The following is a 20,260-nucleotide window of genomic DNA, read 5'->3' as shown; positions in this document are numbered from 1 at the left end:
GCAGAGAACTTTCATCTGTTTGAAAATTGACAAAAGATATTTGTTTAGGTATATACTGAAAATTTTTAAGTTTGTCAATTGATGCACTTTATATAGATATTATCTACTTTTTTGCCGCACAAAAAAAGTAGCAAAAAACGCAATTGCTAGAACTTTATATTTTAAGAATATGTATTAAATATTGTATAAATCCTAGTTTTAGGTCAAAAATGCAGTTGTTTTGGTTCTTTTATACCAATAAAAGAACTGGGGTATGGGGCAAAGCCCCAGATATAAAAACAAAAATATAAATTTATTTTTGACAAAATATAATTGTTTAGGTATATACTGAAAATTTTTAACTTTGTCAATGTTTTTGTTGTTCTTTTTACCGCCGCAAAAAGAACCAAAAAGTGCAAGTATAAACTTAGTACTAAATCATACTAAAATTGTTTTACATGTAATATAAATTATCAATTTAAGCTAAAATATAGCCCTTCGCGAAGCGTATCCGAACCTGTCGAGGATATAGGCTTCTTTGTGGCATACCTAAAGGTACTTCCTTCGGTCGCAAAAGAAGTGGGGGCTGCACTCTGTGTACTTCGTAAGGGCAAAGCCCTGCAGATATTTAAAATTTAAAAAAATTATTTTTGACAAAATATATTATCGCGACTTCGTCAAAGTTGCTGCCATACCTAAAGGTACTCCCTTCGGTCGCAGCACGCAGAGCGGTGGGCAAATCCCCATATATTAAAAAGAAAATATAATTTTATTTTTGACAAAATATCATTGTTTAGGTATATACTATATTTATAAAAATATTACTAAATACTATATTTTTTCAGCAACGCTTTTATTTATCCAGCCTTTGAAATTACCTTGTACATAATACCAATTAGTATATTCTTCAATTACTCTCAATTTTTGGCCTTCTGATATCTGAGAAACTATATCAGACTTTGTACTGCTTCCGCTATATAAATTGGCATTATTAATAGTTACAATATAATCATCATTTACATAATTGCTTACTATTACTAATGGTATAAAAAATACTATTGAAAGCATTACTAAAAATTTATTAATTCTTTTATTTTTAATGAATAGTAAGATAAGCATTGTAAAAAATATCAAAAATAATATTAAAAGTGAATACATAGTTATAATTAGTGCAGAATCATAATCACTGTTTCCATTGATAGAACTTATTATATATTTTATTTCTTTATCAAAAGGCGAAATATTAAGTGCCTTCTCATAATAAAGAACGGCATATCCGTTACTTCCTATAGAGGCATAAGAAGAAGCTAAATTATAATATAAATCTTTTGAAACGAAATTTGATGAAATAATATCTTTATACAAATTATTAGCTTCTAAATATTTTCCTTCATTATAAAAAGTATTAGCACTTTCAAATAATTTATTTATTTGATCTAAATCATTAACTAAATTTGTTTCGCCAAATAAAATATATGATTGAAATAATAAAATCATAAATAACAATTTTTTCATATTACTTACAGTCCATATTCTTTACTTTTTTATTTTTAAGTCTTTTATATATTTTATTAATTCCATAGATTTAGTATGATAATCTTCATTAGATGATTTACCAGAATATAATTCAAATTTACATTTATTAAGTATATTATTAATTTCTTCTGCTTTTTCATTATCAATATAATCATTCAATTTTTGAGTGCTGTCAATATTAAATTTATTTTTCAAAGCATTCAATAAATTATTTTCTATAAGTCTGCAATATTCTTGTCTATTATTTTCATTATAATATTTTATAATATCATCTAAATCAGAACGTTTATCTTTTTTAGAATTATTAAATAATAATTTTAATTTTGATAATTTATTTGAATTATATATCACTATAGATAAAAATATTAATGCTATTATGTAGATATACACAATATTCATATTCAATAACATAAAATTTTTATCTTCTTTTTTTATAGAACTATTTTTTATAGGTATAACATTCAATTCTTCTCCGTCATTATTCACAAATGAAGCATTATTTTGCCATAATGCTGATTGTTTAATACCAGATACTATTAAATTAATATTGCTTGAATAAACATTAGTATAGCTTTTATTATCAGGAGAGAAATAACAGAAATTAATATTTGATACTGTAGATGATCCTTCTTTCTTAGCAACTAATACATACTCTTTTACTTTTCTTCCTAGCATCTTTGTACCGTCAAACCAATTTGTTTCATAAGTTTTAGGCTGATATACTGAGAAATAATTAGTGATATTATCATTAATTTTAGGCATTGTTATTATAGAAGTATTTCCTTCTCCGGTAACTTCTATTGTTATCAATAATTCTTCACCCACAACAACATTAGTTTTATTTACCTTAGCACTGAAATTAAAATTTCCTACAGCACCAGAAAAATTTTCAAATCCTTTTTTATCAGGCAAAGGCAATACATTAATAGTAAATTTTTGCTCACCCTCTTGAATTCTATCATAAAACATAAGCTCTTTTTCAAGAACAAAAGGCGTTGTAAATATATCTTTACTGCCGGGTTTTACAGGATATAAAACTTCTTTCTTTAATGGTATAACATTTACTCTTTTTCTATCTATTATTTCAGTAAATGAATTGTATTCTGAAGATTCTGAATAAGAAATAAAATCGGTTCTATCAGGTATTTTTGAAAAACCTAAAACATTTACTGGTATATGAGAATAAACTTTCTGTTCTATGTATATAGGTTCATACAAATATACTTCTTTTTTACTTATTTTATTATCGATAAATATATCTATATTATAATTCATAAAGTCATCAAAGCCATTACCGCTTGGGACATATTTATCATCTGCATTCCTTACAGGAGCATCAACAACCTCAATTTTTACAGGATTGGCAACATAAGTATTGTTATTTACTTTTACTCTTATATCATCTATATTGTAAACACCTTCTTTATTTGCCACATAAGTATAATTATATGTTTTTATTGTTCTATATGTACCGGAAGAATACATCATATTAACACTTTGAGATGTACCTCTAAGCACAAATCCGTCTACATCTGGAACTGTAACACGTCCAGAATTATTGTTAATAGTAACAGATAATGTAAACACTTCACCTATGCCTATCTTTTCATCTGAAAATTTAGCTGTTATCGTAGTTTGTGCCAAAAGTGATGAATAAGTAATAAAGAATACTGTTAATATAGCTTTAATAAAAACATTACCAATCTTTATCAATTCTTCCTCCGCCGTAATATTGATCCCCATTATCTTTATCTTTTCTATACTGTCTTAAAGATTCTAATAATCTGTCAATATCCGATTTACTGTCCTGATTGTCTTCATTTTGATTGCTGTTGTTATCTTGATCATCATTATTGTTGGAATTATTATCCTGATTATTATTATCGTTATTATTCTGATTATCCTCACCATTACTGCTGTTCTGATTGTTTTGATTATCCTGATTATCTTGATTGTTCTGATCATTATTTTGATTATTTTGGCTATTTTGGTCGCCCTGATTATTGTCTTGATTATTATTATTTTCATCATTTTGACCAGAATTTCCATTATTATTATCGCTTTGACCGCTTTGATTTTCTTTATTATCCTGCTGTGTACTAGGACCTGTATTATTTTGATTCTTTTGTTCTTCAAGCTTTTTATAGGCATATTCTAAAGCTCTTTTAGCATTATTATCATTTGGAGCATTAACTAAAGATTCTACCAATTCATTTATAGCACCCTGATAATCTTCTCCTTCTATTCTTGTTAATCCTGCATTATAATGAATGGCACTTTTTATTTCTTTGCTTGTTTTTTCTGTAGAATTTTTCTTAGCCATATCAAATAATTGAATAGCACTATTAAGATCTCCAATAGATGACATTGTAGTACCCATATTATAAAATATCTCTGGAGAATTAGGAACTTTACTTAATGCCTTTTCATACAAAGTTATAGCACCGTCATAATCGCCTTTTTTCATTAATCTATTTGCTTTATCTACATCTAACTTTGCAGTTAATTCATTCAATGAAAATGCATATACATTAGTAATTGATACAAATATTAATAATAAAATTATCAGTAATTGATATTTCTTCATGTTAAATTCCTATTTTTAATATGATTCTGCTTTCTTTATTGTTATTTTTAATTCTTATTTGTGTTAATATATTAAGTATGCTTGATATTAAAATCAATCCTACAGAAATAGCAAGAAATATTTGAAATCTCTCTTTATAACTTCTAGTATTATTTATAGAAGCTACACTGTCCATATTATTTTTCATATCATTAAATATATTATCCAATGAAACATTTTCTGCTATATAGCTTTTTCCAGATGTAGAATCAGCTATTAACTTTAATGTATTATCATCTCTTTTTGAAATTATAGTTTTTTCTCTTACACCCAAATCTGTACTTATAGATGCCCCTGCTGTTGTTCCTACACCTATAGTATATACACTTATATTCATTTCTTTTAACTGTTTTAAAACTTCATCAAAATATCCGCCATGATCTTCACCGTCTGTTATTAGAACTATTGCTTTTTTACTTACTGTATCTACATTAAAGGTATTTTTTGCGGTAAGCAAGGCATCAGCTATTCTAGTTCCTTGTAATGTAACAGATTTTGTAGTCAAATTATTCAATATATATGAAAAAGTTTCCATGTCCTGCGTAAAAGGCGAAGCTATGAAACTTGTTCCAGCAAATCCAACTAAAGCAACAGATAAATTATCAGTACTTTTAACGAATTTCTCTATTTCCATTTTAGCTCTTTCAAGTCTTGAAGGCCATACATCGTAGGCGTCCATAGACCTAGATAAGTCTAATGCTATAGTTACCATGTAATTATCTGTTTTTATTTTCTGCTCTATTATTCCCCATTTAGGCTGCATCAATGCAAATATCAAGCATGCTACAGCAAGAATCATAAATATAATAGAAAATATCCTTAAATTTGATATTCTTTTATAATTTTTATCATTTTGAAAATTAGAATTTTTTGTAAATACTGATAATACTTTATGTACTTTCTTTCTTGAAAAGATAAACAATATTATAAGTACAGGAATCAGTATATAAAAAATTATAAATTTAAAATCTCCAAAAAACATTATTTTCCTTTTATAAAATAAATTTACTATATTATACCTATATTTGGTATAATAATCAATATCACTATTTTTTTATAAATAACCGTTATAACAATATATATGTAAATTAGGGGTGGGTGGGCGGGCAGAATAGATAAAAAATATGATAAAAATTAACATTGTTGCTATAGCAATAGATTTTTATGATTTATTATTTTATTATTCAATCAGTAAAATGTATATTAAGGAGCGGTAATGAAAAGAAGAATCATAAAGATAGATGAAGAAAAATGTACAGGCTGCGGTATATGTATACCAGATTGTCCTGAAGGTGCATTACAAATAATAGATGGAAAAGCAAGATTAATCAGTGATTTATTTTGCGACGGACTTGGGGCTTGTATAAAGGCATGTCCTGAAAATGCTATGGAAATAGAGGAAAGAGAAGCTGAAGAATATAATGAAAGTAAAGTTATGGTAAATATAGTAAAAGGCGGATCTAATGTAATAAAAGCACATCTTAAACATTTAAAAGAGCATGGAGAAGATAAACTCTTTAATGAAGCTATTAACTATTTAAAAGAGAATAATATTGAAATACCAAGCTTAGAAGAAAATAAATTTTGCGGATGTCCTGGAAGCATGCAAAGAGATTTAAGAAATAAACAGCATAATGAAAATAATAATGCTAATATTCAAATGAATTCAGAACTTAGGAACTGGCCTATACAATTAAAATTGATTAATCCTAATGCCAATTATTTTGATAATGCTGATTTACTTGTAGCAGCTGATTGTGTACCATTTTCATATCCTAATTTCCATTCAAGATTTTTGAAAGATAAAACACTTATAATGTTTTGCCCTAAATTAGATATGGATATTGACAGCTATATAGAAAAATTAGCAAATATATTTACTAATAAAAAAATAAATTTTATATCTATAGTAAGAATGGAAGTACCTTGCTGCGGCGGTGTAGAAATGGTTGTAAGAAAGGCATTAGAAATAGCTCAAAAAAATATCATAATTAAAGAATATACTATTTCAATAGACGGTAACATCATTTAATTATTTTTTTCTGTTTTTTATAATTCTTATACATGGGATTTTTCCCATGTATAAGAGAATATCAAAGAATATATAAAATTATATAATAAAAAATTCAATTTTGTTGCCATGGCAACAGATTTTTATTCTATCTTGTTAGATAATACAAACAAAAATAAAATAATTTCAAGGAAAATTAATGGAAAAATTTATTAATAACATAGATTATAAAAAAGTTATTAAATTGAATGACTTATCAGAAATAAAAAATAATTCTATATCAGCATTATCATTGGTTGATAGAAAAAGCTTAGTAATGAAAATAATATCTGTAGATAAAGATATGGAAATACCAACTCATGAAAGCACAGGCGATGTTTTAGTTAATGTTATAGAAGGAAAAGCAGAAATAACTATAGAAAATGATAAATTTACTGTTTTAAATGGAGAATCCATATTCATACCGGCAAATGCAAAACATTCCTTAAAAGCAATAGAAGCATTTAAAGTGCTAGTTATACAAGTAAAATCAGAATAACCCTATAGATAAATTTATAACTTTGGCATAGGAAATTTATAATTTCTTATGCCATTCTTTTATTCAGTAAAAAATATTTATTAAATATAGTTTAAATTTAATAAAAATAATATATTATTAGAGTCATATTATTTTACATAGGAAATAAGATTATGGGAAAAGTTAAAAGCGTTTTTACAATGGCAACCTTATATTTAATTAGAAATTTACTTAATTTCTCATCAAGACTGCTTCCTGTCTTTATCATAATTATAGCATTACTAAAATTATCAAAAGTTTTAATTACATTAAGCTGGTATGCAGTAATAGCTATTTTGTTATTGGAAGTAATACTTGTAATAGGTTCCTTATCATTTGATTCGTTATTTTTCAAAAACAAACAAAATAATAAAAATAATAATGATGAAAACTCTAATAATAATGAAGAATCAAATAAAAGTTCTGAAGCTGCAGTAAAAAGTAATGCATTTTCTGTATTAAATATAGCAGTAGCATTCTTTGCTTTTTTAGGAATAATATTTGTAATATTAAAATTATTTAAAGCAGTTACTTGGAGTTGGGTATGGGTATTATCTCCTTTATGGTTATCAACAGCATTGGTAATATTTATACTTTTAATATGTTTGATAATATTTATAGTATCTGCATTAAATAAAAACAAAAAAATAGAAAGTAAAGATAATACAGAAAATACTACTGTTGATAATACTTCTATTGAAAATAACAACACTTCTAGTGAAAACACTAATGAAAGTACAAATAACACAGAAACTTATAATGAAGCAAACAATCTAAATCAAAATAACACAGACAACAATAATAATTAATTTTTAAGGGAATATACAGTTTATGGAAAACATTTTATTGAATATCGTATTTACAGCGGCAGGAATACTTCTTTTATATCTCGGCGGTACATATATTGTAGACGGCAGTGTAATGGTAGCGAATAAATTAAAAATACCTCCTATAGTTATAGGACTTACTGTAGTAGCTATGGGTACATCAATGCCGGAACTTTTCGTAAGTTTATTCGGTGCATTAAGAGGCGAAAGTGCAATTGCAGTTGGTAATGTTATAGGAAGTAATATATTTAATATAGTATTTGTACTTGGTGTTTCAGCTTTATTTATGAATATGGCTGCAGGTAAAAAATCATATTATGTTTCTATGGTGTCTATGTTTATAATGTATGCGGCTTTATGTATAATGCTTTTTAACATGGAAACAAAGACATTAAGCGGTGATAAAATATCAATAATTGAAGGTATAATACTTATAATCTTATTATGCATATACGTTTACTATTTATATAGTGTAATATCAAAAGATAAAGATGAAATGGCTTCATTTGAAAAGGAAGTTTCATCATCAACAAAAACAACTTCTATAGCAAGAGCAATATTTAAAATAATAGTTGCTATAATTGCATTAGCATTTGGTTCTGATATATTTATAAAAGGTGTTACAGGAATATTTAGAAATTTCTTAAGCGAACATATAATAGGATTCATAGTTGTGGCAGTTGGAACAAGCATTCCAGAACTTGTTACAAGTGTTATAGCAGCAATAAAAAAAGAGGCAGATATATCTATTGGAAATATAGTAGGAAGTAATATATTTAATGTAGGCGGTGTTCTTGGTATATCTTCTGTAGCTTCATTGAAATACGGCGGTATCATGCTTAGTAAAACTCAAGATTATTTAATGGATTTTTCTATTATGGTATTTGCTGGAGTTTTATTATTGTTATTTACTATGAAAGGAAAAACTTTAGGAAAAGTAAAAGGAATAATATTCTTAGTTATATATTTAATTTATGTAGCATATTTGTTAAAAACTACTTCTGTATAATAAAATAATTATTTTCAATTAAAACAATTATTAAAATTTATTGTATAGTTTACATTTATATTTAATAATTGTTTTATTATGAAAACATTTTTAGGAAACATTATGAAAAAATTATTAATATTGCTTTCTTTTATTTTTGTAATATCCTGCGGCAAAAAAATAGATTGGGAAAATGATTTTGATGCTGCAATAGAGAAATCAAAATTAGAAAATAAGCCTATAATGATGGATGTTTATACTGATTGGTGCGGTGCTTGTAAAGAAATGGATAAAAAAGCATTTATTAATAAAGACATTGTAAATTATAGTACTAATTTTATAACTTTGAAATACAATCCTGAAAAATCAAGTAATGGTGATGATATACTTAAAAAATATAATATATTAGGTTTTCCTACAATACTTTTTTTAAACAGTGATGGATTTGTTATAAGAAAAATACTAGGATATATTGAAAGTGATGAGCTTATAGAAGAAATGGAAGGCATTAAAGAAAAAGAAGAAAGAATAAAAAATGCCTTTAAAGATGATACAGCTACAATAGATAAATTAGATGTATACATAGATTCAGGATATTCTAAAGAAGCCTCAGAAATGTATGCTATCTTAAGTAAAGAAAATAAAATACCTAAAGATTCTATCGCTAAATATATGTCAAAAATAGCAATTATGTTATTAGATGATAATGATTATACAAATGGCATGAGATATTTAAATGAAATAATTGATAAATATGGCGATCATAAAGAGGCTTATATTGCTCATTATTATAAAGCTCTTGATATGATAATAAATGATGGAAAAACTAATGATGGAATAAAATATATAGAAAGTTTAACTAATAAAGTTCCTGATGATATTAAAGAACAATATTTAAGTTTAATAGATTATTTTGATTTAAATTAATAATATAATTTTCAATAATGGAGGAAAATATGAATAAGAATATATTAATAAGTTTGCTGATATTAGTATTTGCTGCTTCCTGCAATAATGTAGAAAGTGCTGAAATCAAATGGGAAAAAGATTTAGCAACTGCAATGAAAAAAGCTAAAGACAAAAATCTTCCTATAATGATTGATGTTTATACTGATTGGTGTACTTGGTGTAAGGAATTAGATAAGAACACATATTCACATAAAGAAGTTATAGACATGGCAAAAAAAATGGTTGCTGTAAAATTAAATCCTGAAACTTCAGAAGAAGGGGCAGAAGTAGCACAAAAATACGGAGTTCAAGGATTTCCTACTATATTGTTTATTAATGCTGACGGCTTAATATTAGAGAATATATGCGGATATGTTGAAGGTGAAAAATTTGTTCCTTATATGAAAAATGCAATAGATAAACTTGATAAAATTAATACCATATTGGCTAGCAAAGAGCCTAGTTTGGAAAAATTAGATTTATATTTAGAATCCGGCAATGAGGAAGAATCTAAAAAAATATATGATGCTTTAATGGCTAAAAAGGCTATATCAAAAGAAGCAATGCCAAAATATTTATTAGGTTTCGGTCTTATAAGAGCACAGCGCAGAGATTATGAAAAGGCAAATGAATATTTTGACAATATAATTAAAAATTATCCTAAATCTGAAGAAGTTTATGTAGCACATTATTACAAAGTGGTTATTATGGCTTTAGCAGGTGAAAAAGATGAACCAAAAAAATATTTAGAAAAATTATTAGATGATCCTAAAGTTCCGGAAAATATGAAAGTACAATATGAGAGTTTACTATCATATATAAATGAAAAAAATTAATATTTATTGATTTATATAACTTTTATAAAGAGATGTTTTTTTATAAGCATCTCTTTTTTATATATACTGAAAATTTTTAACTTTGTCAATTTTTATGTTGTTCTTTTGGAAAAAACTGCTAAGACTTCATCAAAGCCCTATATCCTTATAAACTCAGATACGCTTCGAGAAAGTGCAAGTATAAAATTAGTACTAAATCATACTTAATATATAATTAAAAATATATTAATATTTAAATTTTTTATAAAAAAAATTTACTTTAAGTTTATGAAAACTATATCTTTAGTACTTGTTTATTTTGTTATGTAAACCTATAATTAAAAATATTAAGCATCAATTAACATAACAATGCATATTTATAATAGTCATAACCGATAATAATTAGTAAGAGGGTATCAACTATGAGAAACTTAAGATATAAATATTTATTTGTTATTTTATCGGTAGTATTTATTACTACTTTAGAAAATTTATATTGTCAAAATACTATAAACTCTTATGCCATAAGAGTTAGAGAAAATGACTTTATAATTTCTCAATTAATGAACGGCTATCAAATATATATAAAGAAGAAACCTACAGTATCAGGATTTAGACTTCTTGCTAAACTTCCAAATGGAAATGTTTCTTATCTTTATATAGATGAAAGCGGTAATAGAAATTCTATAATATCTATAAATAATATAGATTTCCATAATTCGCTTGGTGAAGTAGTGCAGACTTTTATTCCTGAAACAGTTTATTTGGATAATATGAATAATAATGCCTCATTCACTTTGCTAGATAATTCAGTTCTAATATTAGAGGCTTATGATTCTAATAATACTAAATTATTAGATAGTGAAATTACTTTAAAAATAAATAATAATCAAACTTCAATTCCTACTATATCTTTAAGAAATGTAGAGAAGGAAGGTGATTTATATGCCTTTTATTTGTATTATTCAGGCGGAGATAATGGAAAATATGCATTTTATGTAAGGGAAGGCAAAACTAACACTGCATACAAATTAATAAATACTTCTTTTGGTTCTAGTCAAAATTATGACGGCAGCGGAATAGTATTAGAAGATACTTTTAATAGAGAGTTGGGTAAAAAACTTTATATAAAAGCATATTTTAAACAGCTTCCTGAAGACAGGTATTTATCATTTAACGTATTTAATACTAAAGGAGAAAGTTTTACTTATCCTATAGATTATGTTATAGAAACAACTAACATAAAAAAAGAGATTACACCTCCACAAATGCCTAGCGGAGGAAATGAAGGTGCTGTTCCTACTAGACCAGTGGATAAAGTAATAGAACCTTCTACTAATACTCTTATTGTTAGTGAAAATAATACTTCCAACAATGATAATGATACTGTAGTTTTAACTTCTCCTGCTGAACCGGAAAGTAATGAAGTTGTTGCTATTGCTGACAATCTATTAGATAATGATAAAAATGAACAAGAAGAAAAAGGATTTTTTAATGGAGAAGCAATAGATGCATTGAATGATGCTAGTAAGGCTTTTAAAACTCCTAATAATTATGTTCAGAGTAAAGATGAGCTTACAGACAGATTTAAAGATATTATTGACAGATATAAAAATAGTGCTGCTATAGATTTAGTTATAGTATTAGATACCACAGAAAGTATGCATCCATATTTGAAAACTATCAAAAGAGATATCAGAGGTGTAGCTAGAACTTTATTTGATGAGCATAAAGAATCAAGAATAGGTTTTTTATTATACAGAGATGTTAAAGATAAGTATTTAACTAAAAGAATAGATTTTACAGATAATATTAATGTTATAAACAGAGAAGTTAACTATTTCTATGCAGCCGGCGGCGGAGATAAAGCAGAACCTATGTATGAAGCTATACAGGAAGCGTTAGAGAGATTTCATTATATAAATGAAAAAAAATTAGTTATAGTTGTAACAGATGCCCCAGCAAAAATAATAGGAAGAGCCGACCTAGAATTAAATGCTGCAACTGCTAAGGCAAGAGATATAACAGTTGAATTGATATTAACTTCTGAATTAGAAGAAGAAAACGAAAATGATTTATCAGATGATTATTTATACTATTTTACTTTTTGACTGATAATAATAATCGATGATATAGAAAAGCCCTGCTTTATTTAAGCGGGGCTTTTTTATATTTAAATTTCTATAATTTTAAAATTTTCTTTTTAATGTTATAGCTTTATGAGGACATAATTCCTGACAGCAGTAACATGATATACAATTTTTATAATAATATTCAGGAGGATAATTTTTTCCTTTTTTATCAAAATTAAGTGCCAATGGTGTTACAGGACATACTTTTACACATACTCCGCATTTTACACATTTACTTTTATCTATAACAGGTTTAGGTATAATGGTAGCGAATAATCTTTTTATTATTGGGAATTTGCTTAATTTCATTAAACTCCTTCCTATTCCTACACCTTTATGAGGCTTTTTAAAGTCTGTTACTTTTACGCTTTCTATTCCATCGCCTAATACTTCTATATCATCTTTATTTGAAAATCCATGTTTAAATCCCATTTTTAAAGTAGGTATGGTATTATAGTCAAATGATATTATTTGAGAAGCAACATAATCTAAAGCAACAGCATCATTTGATACTATTATAGCATTTATTTTTCTTGGACTTCCATTTCTTGGGCCGTTTCCTTCCATAGCTAAAATAGCATCCATTATATAAAGTTTAGGATTTACTAATTTATTCAAATCAAGAAGCATAGTTGAAAAATCTTCAAAATCTGGAAGTTTTAAATGGTATTCAGCCTTTCTAAAACCTGGTATGCATCCAAATTGATTTTTCACAGCTCCAGTCATAGTTGTAAGAGCATGCGATTTTAATTTCGGCAAACTTATTATAACATCAGCTTCCTGTATTGGTTTTGCTATTGTAAAACTCTTTTCTTGTATACCGTCTTCATAAGAAACGCCAACTGGTTCTTCAAAATCTGCATACGAAACATTAAGTCTGTTTGCTACTTCATCTATTCCAGCTTTTAAAGCTACATTATTTCCTTTTCCTACCCCAGGCGAATCCCCGTAAGAAACTTTTGTATTTTTTTCTTGAAGTATAGAAACCACTGCTTCAAATATTACTGGGTGAGTTGTTACAGATCTGTCTGCACTTTCTGCAGCAAGTAAATTGGGTTTTAATAACACTTTATTATTTTCTTTAACAAAAGAATCTATTCCGCCAAGTAAATCTATAGCCTTATTTATAGAATTTTTTACTTCTTCCAAATTATAATTTTCACATTTTATTACAACTACTTTGCTCATAGTATTAACCTTTATAAAAAAACTGTTTATTAAATTATATAAGAATTAATTCAATTGTAAATAGTTTAAATTATGAATTATCATTTTTATAGTGTTTATATCTGTTTTCTTTATAACGTATCGATATATCTTTATTGAATATTGATGCTCTTATATAATTATATTTATATTTGATTTTACTATAGTATTCTTTTATTGTGTTTGATTCTATTAAAACTATAAATTCTTTAGAAAAATATTTATTATAATCTTCTTTGTTTATATATTTAACTGCCTTGTTTAAAGTATTTTTTAATATATTAAAAATTGTTCTTTCATCATCAACAGTAAAATTCTTTGTTCTGAAAGCTAAAAATGCTTCACCCTCTATATATTTGGCAAAAGATAATGATTTAGTTTCCCAAAAATTATATTTAGTATAAAAATCTTCTAATAATTCAAACCATTTAGGTATGGCATTTAATAGTATTTTAGGTTCTTTTACCGCTCTTTGAGAATCTTGACCAGGTCTTTTTACATAATGATAATTTGTAGTATATTCAAAACTTACATTTTTTGTATACATTAAAAGTTCATGAGAAAATATTCCGTCTTCACCAGGCTGTACATTAAGAGGATATCTTAAATATTTGTAAGTATCTAATATAGATTTTCTTATAAACATTGAACATGTAGGAAGTGCTGAATGGTAATCTTTATTTACTCTTTTATCTAAATTCCAAAATGTACTTAACACAACCAAATCACTATCATTTTTTTTGGCATTATTGTAAAACACTTCTATAAAGTCATTATCTATATAATCATCACTATCAATACAAAATAAATATTCACCGCTTGATTTTTCTATACCATCATTTCTGGCAGCAGATACTCCGGCATTTTTTTTATCTATTATTATTATTCTATTATCTTTTATTGAATATTCTTTTAATATCTCTAATGAATCATCTGTAGATCCGTCATTAATGCATATTATCTCTAAATCTTTATATGTTTGATTAATCACACTATCTAAACAGGCTCTTAAATATTTTGAAACATTATAAACAGGTATTATTATACTAACCATATTGTTTTCCTATTTTTAATTTAATTAAATAACAACTTTATTTATTCTAATTTTATTATATTATAATTAATTCTTTTTTAAAGTGGAGTATATACCTAAACAACTATATTTTGTCAATTTTGAATTATTTATGAATGTAAATTAGATTTTTTATAAAATAAAATATTATTCCATATTGGTTAAATATGTAAGATAGATTATTAATTTTGTACAATAATAAGTAATCAGCCGCACACTTTACAGTGCTTCCTTCGGTCACGTATAAAGGACATTCGGTAAGAATAAACGATACCGTGCGGGTTGCCCCTACGGCTAGTAGTTGACAAAGTTAAAAATTTTCAGTATATATTGATATGTATATTTTGAAATCCAAATTAAATAATTAAATCCGGATTTCAAAATTTTAACAAAAATAATTAAATGTAATTATTTTATTATTATTTTTTTATTGTAATAAATTATTTTACATAAAAGAATCGCTTAAAAAAAGCTGAACCCAATATTTACTTCCATTATATTCGTACACTCCAACACCAATAGTAGTATAATAATTATGTAAAATATTATCTTTATGACCTTGAGAGTTCATCCAAGCATTCATAGCTGAAGAAGCACTTTCTCTCATAGCAACTATATTCTCTCCTCTAATATAAGCCCCAGAATTAAATCCGTATTCATCAAGCACAGTATCCCATTCTCTTCCGTCTGGTCTTACATGATCATATTTTTCTACTATCTCTTTAGCTCTTTTGTTTGCAGCTTCGCATAATTTTGCATCTAATTTATATGCTTGAAGGCCTGCTTTTGACCTTTCTTCATTTACTAAATTAAATACTGCTTCAGCATCACTGTTAACTGCAGGATTATTATTAGAGCTGCCACCAGAACCGGGTTTAGTCGTATTGTTATTACAGGATATTATCACCAGTAATAAAAACATTAAAGTATACTTTTTCATTTTTCCGCCTTTGTTTTATTTGTTTAATGTTTTATATAACCAATTTTTATACAATATGTCGTATTAAAAAATTATTTTTACTGCTGTACTTGAATTTTTACGAATATATGGTATATTAAATTTTTATGAAACATATTATTTATTTTTTACATCATATTTAATAAAGAGATTTTCAAAGAATACTATTTTCTGCATAAGAGATGAGGTATTCTTTTTTTGTATCTAAATTAAATTAAAGGTTTATATAAAATGTTTTTAGAAGATTGTATTATAATAGATAACATACAAATATCAGATGATAAGTACCTTCTTAGAGTAAAATCGAAAGAAAGCTATAAATACTCTAAAGCAGGACAATTTTTTATGCTTAAAAGCAGTACTTTTTTAAGACGTCCTATAAGTCTGCATTATATCGATAATGATGTACTAGAGTTTTATTATCAAGTTAAAGGAGAGGGCACTCAATATTTATCAAAATTAAAAAAAGATGATACTATAAATATTCAAGGTCCTTTAGGCAATGGTTTTGATACATCTATTCAAAATAAAAAAGTATTAATTGTAGCTGGCGGAATGGGAATAGCTCCTATTAAACTTCTTATAGAAAAATTAATTGCTAATAACTCAATAACATTAATAATGGGCGGAGCAAATGAAAGTGCTATAAAAATAATGCAAAGATTCAATACTGATAATATAGAACTATATATAACTACAGATGACGGATCTGTTGGAGATAAATGCAATACTGTTGATAAAACAAAAGAAATATTAAAAGAAAGAAGTTTTGATATTATATATACTTGCGGCCCTACAATAATGATGAAAGGATTAATAAAAGTTGCCAGAGAAAATAATATACAATGCTATGCCTCATTAGAAGAAAGAATGGCTTGCGGAGTTAATGCTTGTTTAGGATGTAATATAGAAATAAAAGATGAAAACTCAGAAAATGGCCATATATTAAAAAAAGTATGTCATGACGGCCCTGTATTTGATTCTAAACTATTAAATATATAATTTGTTACGGATAATTTATTATGGATAAATTAAATATAAACTTTTTAAATAAACAATTAAAAAATAATGTAATAACTTCTTCAGGCTGTTTTGGTTTCGGTGAAGAATATAGTAATTATTTCGATGTTAATAAACTTGGTGCTGTAAATTTAAAAGGAATTACTTTAAACAAAAAAGAAGGTAATAAAGGCACACGTATAGCAGAAACACCTTCCGGAATGATAAACTGTATAGGACTTGAAAACCCCGGTATAGAGTACTTCAAAGAAAATATAGTAAAAAATATAAAATACACTACACCTATAATTTTGAATATAAACGGGGCTACAATAGATGAATATGTAAAGGTAGCTGAAATTGCAAATGAGATAGAAAGAGTTGATTTTATAGAGCTTAATATATCATGTCCTAATGTAAAAAATGGAGGCATGGCTTTTGGGGCAAGCTGCGAAAGTGCTGAATCTACCACAAAGGCTGTAAAAAAAGTATTAACTAAAAAGCCGTTAATAGTAAAACTTTCTCCTAATGTTACAGACATATCAAGCATAGCAAAGGCTGTTGAAAATGCTGGAGCTGACAGTGTATCATTAGTTAATACATTTTTGGCTATGAAAATAGATACAAAAACTAGAAAACCTCTTTTAGGAAACACATTCGGAGGTTTATCAGGTGCTTGTATAAGACCTATTGCTGTCAGAATGGTTTATCAAGTGTATAAAGCTGTAAAAATTCCAATAGTTGGTATGGGCGGAATAAGCAATTATAATGATGCTTTAGAATTTATAATGGCTGGGGCTACTTTGGTTTCTATAGGTGCCGGAATATTTTCTAATCCTATACTTCCTATTGAAGTTATAGATGGTATTAATAATTACCTTAAAGAAAATAATATACAAAACATAAAAGATTTAATAGGGGCAGCTCATTTATAATATATTTAGTAATTTAATTAATTTTTATATATACAAATAATAATTAAGGATAAATCTTATGATAAAATTAACTGATAATCCAAAAGAAAGATTAATTATAGCATTGGACTTTAATTCTATGGGAGAAGCTACAAAACTTATAGATGAACTTGGCGATGAAGCTGTATTCTATAAAGTAGGACTTGAACTTTTCCTATATACTAAAGGTGAAATAATAGAGTATTTGGCAAGTAAAAATAAAAAAGTATTTCTTGATTTAAAATTTCATGATATACCTAATACTACTGCTATGGCTTCACTTTTTGCCGCTAAACAGAATATCTTTATGTTTAATGTGCATACAAGCGGCGGTAAAAAAATGATGGAAAAAACAGTTGAAGAAATAAAAAAACTAAATAAAGACAATCTTATAATAGGTGTAACAATACTTACAAGTTTATCAGAGAATGATGTTAAAAATATGTTCAGTTCAAATTTAGCACTTACAGATTTAGCTGTTAACTGGGCAAAATTAGGAAAAGAGTCTGGACTTGACGGAGTAGTATGCTCACCTAGAGAAGCCGCTTTAATAAAAAAAGAATGCGGAGAGAATTTTAGAACTGTTTGTCCTGGTGTAAGACCTAAATGGGCAAGTGTAGATGATCAGGAAAGGATAATGACTCCTAAAGAAGCTATAGAAAATGGCTGTGATTATTTGGTTGTCGGAAGACCTATTACAAGAAGCGAAGACAGAGTAAAAGCATGTAAAATGGTTGTTGAAGAAATTGCTGAAGGAATAGCTAACAACAAAAAGTTAAAAGCAAAATTAATAGCTGGTGCTTTATTAGATACTAAAGCTGTAAAATTAAATGTTAAAGAACCATTTACTTTTGTATCTGGTATAAAAAGTCCTATATATTGTGATAATAGATATGTTATAGGTTTCCCTGAAGCAAGACAAGTTATAGTAGATGCTTTCGTAAGTATTCTTAAAGATAAAGATTTTGATGTAATAGCTGGTACTGCTACTGCTGGAATACCTTGGGCATCTTTCATCGCTTATGAACTTAATAAACCTCTTTGTTATATAAGAGCTGAAAAGAAAGAACATGGCAGAGGTAAACAAATAGAAGGTGCTGAATGTGAAGGTAAAAAGTTGATATTAATAGAAGATTTAATATCTACTGGAGGAAGTTCTATAAAAGCATTTGAAGCAGCTAAAAGTGAAGGAGCTATAGGACTTGAAATTATAGCTATATTCTCTTATGAATTTGAGAAAGCTTATAAAAACTTTGAAGAAGCTGGAATAAAATTCTCATCATTATCAAATTTCTCATCTCTTATGGAAATAGCTAAAGATGAAAATTATATAACTGAAGATGAACTAAAAAAAGCATTAGAATGGAATAAAAACCCTGATGAATGGGGAAAATAATTAATAAATAAAAATTCAATAATTTAAAAAATTGGGATTGTGTGAACAGTCCCAATTTTTTTGTATATAGTGAAAATTTTTAACTTTGTCAATGTTTTTGTTGTTCTTTTTCCCGCCGCACACCTACCTAAAGGTACTCCCTTCGGTCGCAGGCGGACTTCGTCAAAGAACCTTATATCCTCGATAAACTCGGATACGCTTCGCAAAAGTGCAATTATGAAATTAGTACTAAATCATACTAATTTTGTTTTATATGTAATATAAACTATTAATTTAAGTTAAAATATAGCCTTTCGCCAAAGGCGGGCTGTGCCTGCTTCTTTGAGGCACGCCAAAGGTACTTCCTACGGTCGCAAAAGAAGTGAGGTTCTGCACTCTGTGTACTTCGTAAGGGCAAAGGCCCAGATATAAAACATGCTATTAAATAAATTTTATAATATTCTTATAATAAAGATTCTCTGCTATAGTCTGTTATATCCGTTCCTATTTTTTGAGCCAATTCTTTTACTGTGATTTTTTTATCATATATAGCATTAAGTTCAGCGTCTGTTGCTCCTAAAAGCTCAACAAAAATTACTTTTCCATTTGGAGTATTTATTTCACCTGCTTCATCTGGTATGGTTATAAATCCTGTTATTTTAGATTTCTGCTCGGCATCTATTCCTTCTTTTTGTTTAGTCCATATATATTCATAAGGATTGAAAACTGCCCCGCTTTCAAATACATATTTTGCTAATTGCTGTAAAAATCCTACAACAGTTTTTATTTCATTATCAGAGCTATCATCATCTTTAGTATTATTAATCTGTTTTTCATTCATTTTTAATTTGAAAGTAAGTTCAAAACCAAATCCGCTGTAATCTTTGTTGTCTGATTCTTTTTCATAAAGCTCACTGAATCCGTAAGTAATAAAATGATAATATCCATTTCCTCTGTAGATACTAATTCCGTCAAGAGGGTCTTTCCCTCCAAGTACATAACTTATTATAGGTCTATAATGTAGCGGTTCTTTTTGTTCAGGATATATTTTCTCAAATGTTTCAGTTATAGCATCAAAACCGGAAGTATTTATTTCTTCATTATTATTCAAATCTTCTTTGCTCATTTTTTTCTCCAAATTATTATGTTAATTGTTTCAGTATAACAGAAAGAATTTATATGTCAAGAATATTTTAATTATTATTTGCACAGGAGCCAGACATATTGCATTAAGTATTCCTTAGTTTTTTAAAGTATAACATAGGTGTATCATAATTTA

At 26.9% G+C, this 20,260-nt stretch carries 18 protein-coding genes; 10 read left to right on the top strand and 8 right to left on the bottom strand.

Annotated features, from left to right (window positions below):
- Positions 1 to 810: 810 nt before the first annotated feature.
- The 4 genes from Q0K52_RS11400 to Q0K52_RS11385 are packed head-to-tail and all read right to left on the bottom strand — an operon-like array spanning position 811 to position 5,123.
- A complete protein-coding gene (locus tag Q0K52_RS11400) occupies positions 811 to 1,494 on the bottom strand; it encodes an SH3 domain-containing protein (protein WP_297299506.1) in 684 nt (227 codons plus the stop codon).
- A gap of 21 nt (positions 1,495 to 1,515) precedes the next feature.
- Positions 1,516 to 3,258 carry a BatD family protein gene (locus Q0K52_RS11395; protein ID WP_297299504.1) on the bottom strand — a complete coding sequence of 581 codons (1,743 nt, stop codon included), beginning with the start codon at positions 3,256 to 3,258 and terminating at the stop codon, positions 1,516 to 1,518.
- A complete protein-coding gene (locus tag Q0K52_RS11390) occupies positions 3,212 to 4,102 on the bottom strand; it encodes a tetratricopeptide repeat protein (RefSeq protein ID WP_297299502.1) in 891 nt (296 codons plus the stop codon). Before Q0K52_RS11390 ends, Q0K52_RS11395 begins: the two co-directional genes overlap by 47 nt.
- 1 nt (position 4,103) lies before the next feature.
- Complete coding sequence (locus Q0K52_RS11385) at positions 4,104 to 5,123, bottom strand: VWA domain-containing protein (RefSeq protein ID WP_297299500.1); 1,020 nt, start codon at positions 5,121 to 5,123, stop codon at positions 4,104 to 4,106.
- Between the two features lie 234 nt (positions 5,124 to 5,357).
- Here Q0K52_RS11385 and Q0K52_RS11380 point away from each other — a divergent pair, with 234 nt between their 5' ends.
- The 7 genes from Q0K52_RS11380 (at position 5,358) to Q0K52_RS11350 (ending at position 12,397) form a co-directional block, all read left to right on the top strand.
- A complete protein-coding gene (locus Q0K52_RS11380) occupies positions 5,358 to 6,173 on the top strand; it encodes an ATP-binding protein (protein ID WP_297299498.1) in 816 nt (271 codons plus the stop codon).
- 178 nt (positions 6,174 to 6,351) lie between these two features.
- Positions 6,352 to 6,690 carry a cupin domain-containing protein gene (locus Q0K52_RS11375; RefSeq protein ID WP_297299497.1) on the top strand — a complete coding sequence of 113 codons (339 nt, stop codon included), beginning with the start codon at positions 6,352 to 6,354 and terminating at the stop codon, positions 6,688 to 6,690.
- Positions 6,691 to 6,842: 152 nt separating this feature from the next.
- Positions 6,843 to 7,517 carry a hypothetical protein gene (locus tag Q0K52_RS11370; RefSeq protein ID WP_297299495.1) on the top strand — a complete coding sequence of 225 codons (675 nt, stop codon included), beginning with the start codon at positions 6,843 to 6,845 and terminating at the stop codon, positions 7,515 to 7,517.
- 22 nt (positions 7,518 to 7,539) lie between these two features.
- On the top strand, positions 7,540 to 8,544 hold the full coding sequence (locus Q0K52_RS11365) for a calcium/sodium antiporter (RefSeq protein WP_297299493.1): 1,005 nt from the start codon (positions 7,540 to 7,542) through the stop codon (positions 8,542 to 8,544).
- Positions 8,545 to 8,646: 102 nt separating this feature from the next.
- Positions 8,647 to 9,450, top strand: coding sequence for a thioredoxin family protein (locus tag Q0K52_RS11360; protein WP_297299491.1), 804 nt, complete (start codon positions 8,647 to 8,649; stop codon positions 9,448 to 9,450).
- Positions 9,451 to 9,479: 29 nt separating this feature from the next.
- The gene (locus Q0K52_RS11355) at positions 9,480 to 10,307 is read left to right on the top strand and encodes a thioredoxin fold domain-containing protein (RefSeq protein WP_297299489.1); all 828 of its coding nucleotides are present in this window, start codon (positions 9,480 to 9,482) and stop codon (positions 10,305 to 10,307) included.
- A gap of 401 nt (positions 10,308 to 10,708) precedes the next feature.
- Entirely contained in the window at positions 10,709 to 12,397 is a 1,689-nt protein-coding gene (locus tag Q0K52_RS11350) for a vWA domain-containing protein (protein WP_297299488.1), read from the top strand.
- A 78-nt stretch (positions 12,398 to 12,475) separates the two neighbouring features.
- On the opposite strand, the gene Q0K52_RS11345 is transcribed toward Q0K52_RS11350, so the two are convergent.
- The 3 genes from Q0K52_RS11345 to Q0K52_RS11335 all read right to left on the bottom strand — a co-directional run bounded on the left by Q0K52_RS11345 (position 12,476) and on the right by Q0K52_RS11335 (position 15,636).
- Positions 12,476 to 13,606 carry a DUF362 domain-containing protein gene (locus Q0K52_RS11345; protein ID WP_297299486.1) on the bottom strand — a complete coding sequence of 377 codons (1,131 nt, stop codon included), beginning with the start codon at positions 13,604 to 13,606 and terminating at the stop codon, positions 12,476 to 12,478.
- A gap of 70 nt (positions 13,607 to 13,676) precedes the next feature.
- Complete coding sequence (locus Q0K52_RS11340; protein WP_297299484.1) at positions 13,677 to 14,678, bottom strand: glycosyltransferase family 2 protein; 1,002 nt, start codon at positions 14,676 to 14,678, stop codon at positions 13,677 to 13,679.
- Between the two features lie 463 nt (positions 14,679 to 15,141).
- Positions 15,142 to 15,636, bottom strand: coding sequence for a CAP domain-containing protein (locus Q0K52_RS11335; RefSeq protein ID WP_297299482.1), 495 nt, complete (start codon positions 15,634 to 15,636; stop codon positions 15,142 to 15,144).
- A gap of 249 nt (positions 15,637 to 15,885) precedes the next feature.
- On the opposite strand from Q0K52_RS11335, the gene Q0K52_RS11330 reads away from it, so the two are divergent.
- The 3 genes from Q0K52_RS11330 to pyrF are packed head-to-tail and all read left to right on the top strand — an operon-like array spanning position 15,886 to position 19,002.
- Positions 15,886 to 16,656: a dihydroorotate dehydrogenase electron transfer subunit gene (locus Q0K52_RS11330; RefSeq protein WP_297299480.1), complete on the top strand. Its 771-nt coding sequence runs from the start codon at positions 15,886 to 15,888 to the stop codon at positions 16,654 to 16,656.
- Between the two features lie 20 nt (positions 16,657 to 16,676).
- Complete coding sequence (locus Q0K52_RS11325; protein ID WP_297299478.1) at positions 16,677 to 17,588, top strand: dihydroorotate dehydrogenase; 912 nt, start codon at positions 16,677 to 16,679, stop codon at positions 17,586 to 17,588.
- A 58-nt stretch (positions 17,589 to 17,646) separates the two neighbouring features.
- Positions 17,647 to 19,002 (top strand): orotidine-5'-phosphate decarboxylase, encoded by a 1,356-nt coding sequence (gene pyrF, locus Q0K52_RS11320; protein ID WP_297299476.1) that lies wholly within the window; start codon positions 17,647 to 17,649, stop codon positions 19,000 to 19,002.
- 442 nt (positions 19,003 to 19,444) lie between these two features.
- Here pyrF and Q0K52_RS11315 read toward each other — a convergent pair whose 3' ends face one another.
- On the bottom strand, positions 19,445 to 20,107 hold the full coding sequence (locus Q0K52_RS11315) for a suppressor of fused domain protein (RefSeq protein WP_297299475.1): 663 nt from the start codon (positions 20,105 to 20,107) through the stop codon (positions 19,445 to 19,447).
- Between the last annotated feature and the right edge of the window lie 153 nt (positions 20,108 to 20,260).

It is taken from the genome of uncultured Brachyspira sp. (assembly GCF_944390845.1).
Classification (GTDB): domain Bacteria; phylum Spirochaetota; class Brachyspiria; order Brachyspirales; family Brachyspiraceae; genus Brachyspira; species Brachyspira pulli.
Note: the sequence above shows the minus strand (reverse complement) of the source record. Positions and strands in the feature narration are given on the sequence as shown.

Excerpts from the sequence above, each read along its gene's own strand:
- Q0K52_RS11400 (WP_297299506.1), bottom strand. The coding sequence starts at position 1,494 with ATGAAAAAATTGTTATTTATGATTTTATTATTTCAATCATATATTTTA.
- Q0K52_RS11395 (WP_297299504.1), bottom strand. The coding sequence starts at position 3,258 with ATGGGGATCAATATTACGGCGGAGGAAGAATTGATAAAGATTGGTAAT.
- Q0K52_RS11390 (WP_297299502.1), bottom strand. The coding sequence starts at position 4,102 with ATGAAGAAATATCAATTACTGATAATTTTATTATTAATATTTGTATCA.
- Q0K52_RS11385 (WP_297299500.1), bottom strand. The coding sequence starts at position 5,123 with ATGTTTTTTGGAGATTTTAAATTTATAATTTTTTATATACTGATTCCT.
- Q0K52_RS11380 (WP_297299498.1), top strand. The coding sequence starts at position 5,358 with ATGAAAAGAAGAATCATAAAGATAGATGAAGAAAAATGTACAGGCTGC.
- Q0K52_RS11375 (WP_297299497.1), top strand. The coding sequence starts at position 6,352 with ATGGAAAAATTTATTAATAACATAGATTATAAAAAAGTTATTAAATTG.
- Q0K52_RS11370 (WP_297299495.1), top strand. The coding sequence starts at position 6,843 with ATGGGAAAAGTTAAAAGCGTTTTTACAATGGCAACCTTATATTTAATT.
- Q0K52_RS11365 (WP_297299493.1), top strand. The coding sequence starts at position 7,540 with ATGGAAAACATTTTATTGAATATCGTATTTACAGCGGCAGGAATACTT.
- Q0K52_RS11360 (WP_297299491.1), top strand. The coding sequence starts at position 8,647 with ATGAAAAAATTATTAATATTGCTTTCTTTTATTTTTGTAATATCCTGC.
- Q0K52_RS11355 (WP_297299489.1), top strand. The coding sequence starts at position 9,480 with ATGAATAAGAATATATTAATAAGTTTGCTGATATTAGTATTTGCTGCT.
- Q0K52_RS11350 (WP_297299488.1), top strand. The coding sequence starts at position 10,709 with ATGAGAAACTTAAGATATAAATATTTATTTGTTATTTTATCGGTAGTA.
- Q0K52_RS11345 (WP_297299486.1), bottom strand. The coding sequence starts at position 13,606 with ATGAGCAAAGTAGTTGTAATAAAATGTGAAAATTATAATTTGGAAGAA.
- Q0K52_RS11340 (WP_297299484.1), bottom strand. The coding sequence starts at position 14,678 with ATGGTTAGTATAATAATACCTGTTTATAATGTTTCAAAATATTTAAGA.
- Q0K52_RS11335 (WP_297299482.1), bottom strand. The coding sequence starts at position 15,636 with ATGAAAAAGTATACTTTAATGTTTTTATTACTGGTGATAATATCCTGT.
- Q0K52_RS11330 (WP_297299480.1), top strand. The coding sequence starts at position 15,886 with ATGTTTTTAGAAGATTGTATTATAATAGATAACATACAAATATCAGAT.
- Q0K52_RS11325 (WP_297299478.1), top strand. The coding sequence starts at position 16,677 with ATGGATAAATTAAATATAAACTTTTTAAATAAACAATTAAAAAATAAT.
- pyrF (WP_297299476.1), top strand. The coding sequence starts at position 17,647 with ATGATAAAATTAACTGATAATCCAAAAGAAAGATTAATTATAGCATTG.
- Q0K52_RS11315 (WP_297299475.1), bottom strand. The coding sequence starts at position 20,107 with ATGAGCAAAGAAGATTTGAATAATAATGAAGAAATAAATACTTCCGGT.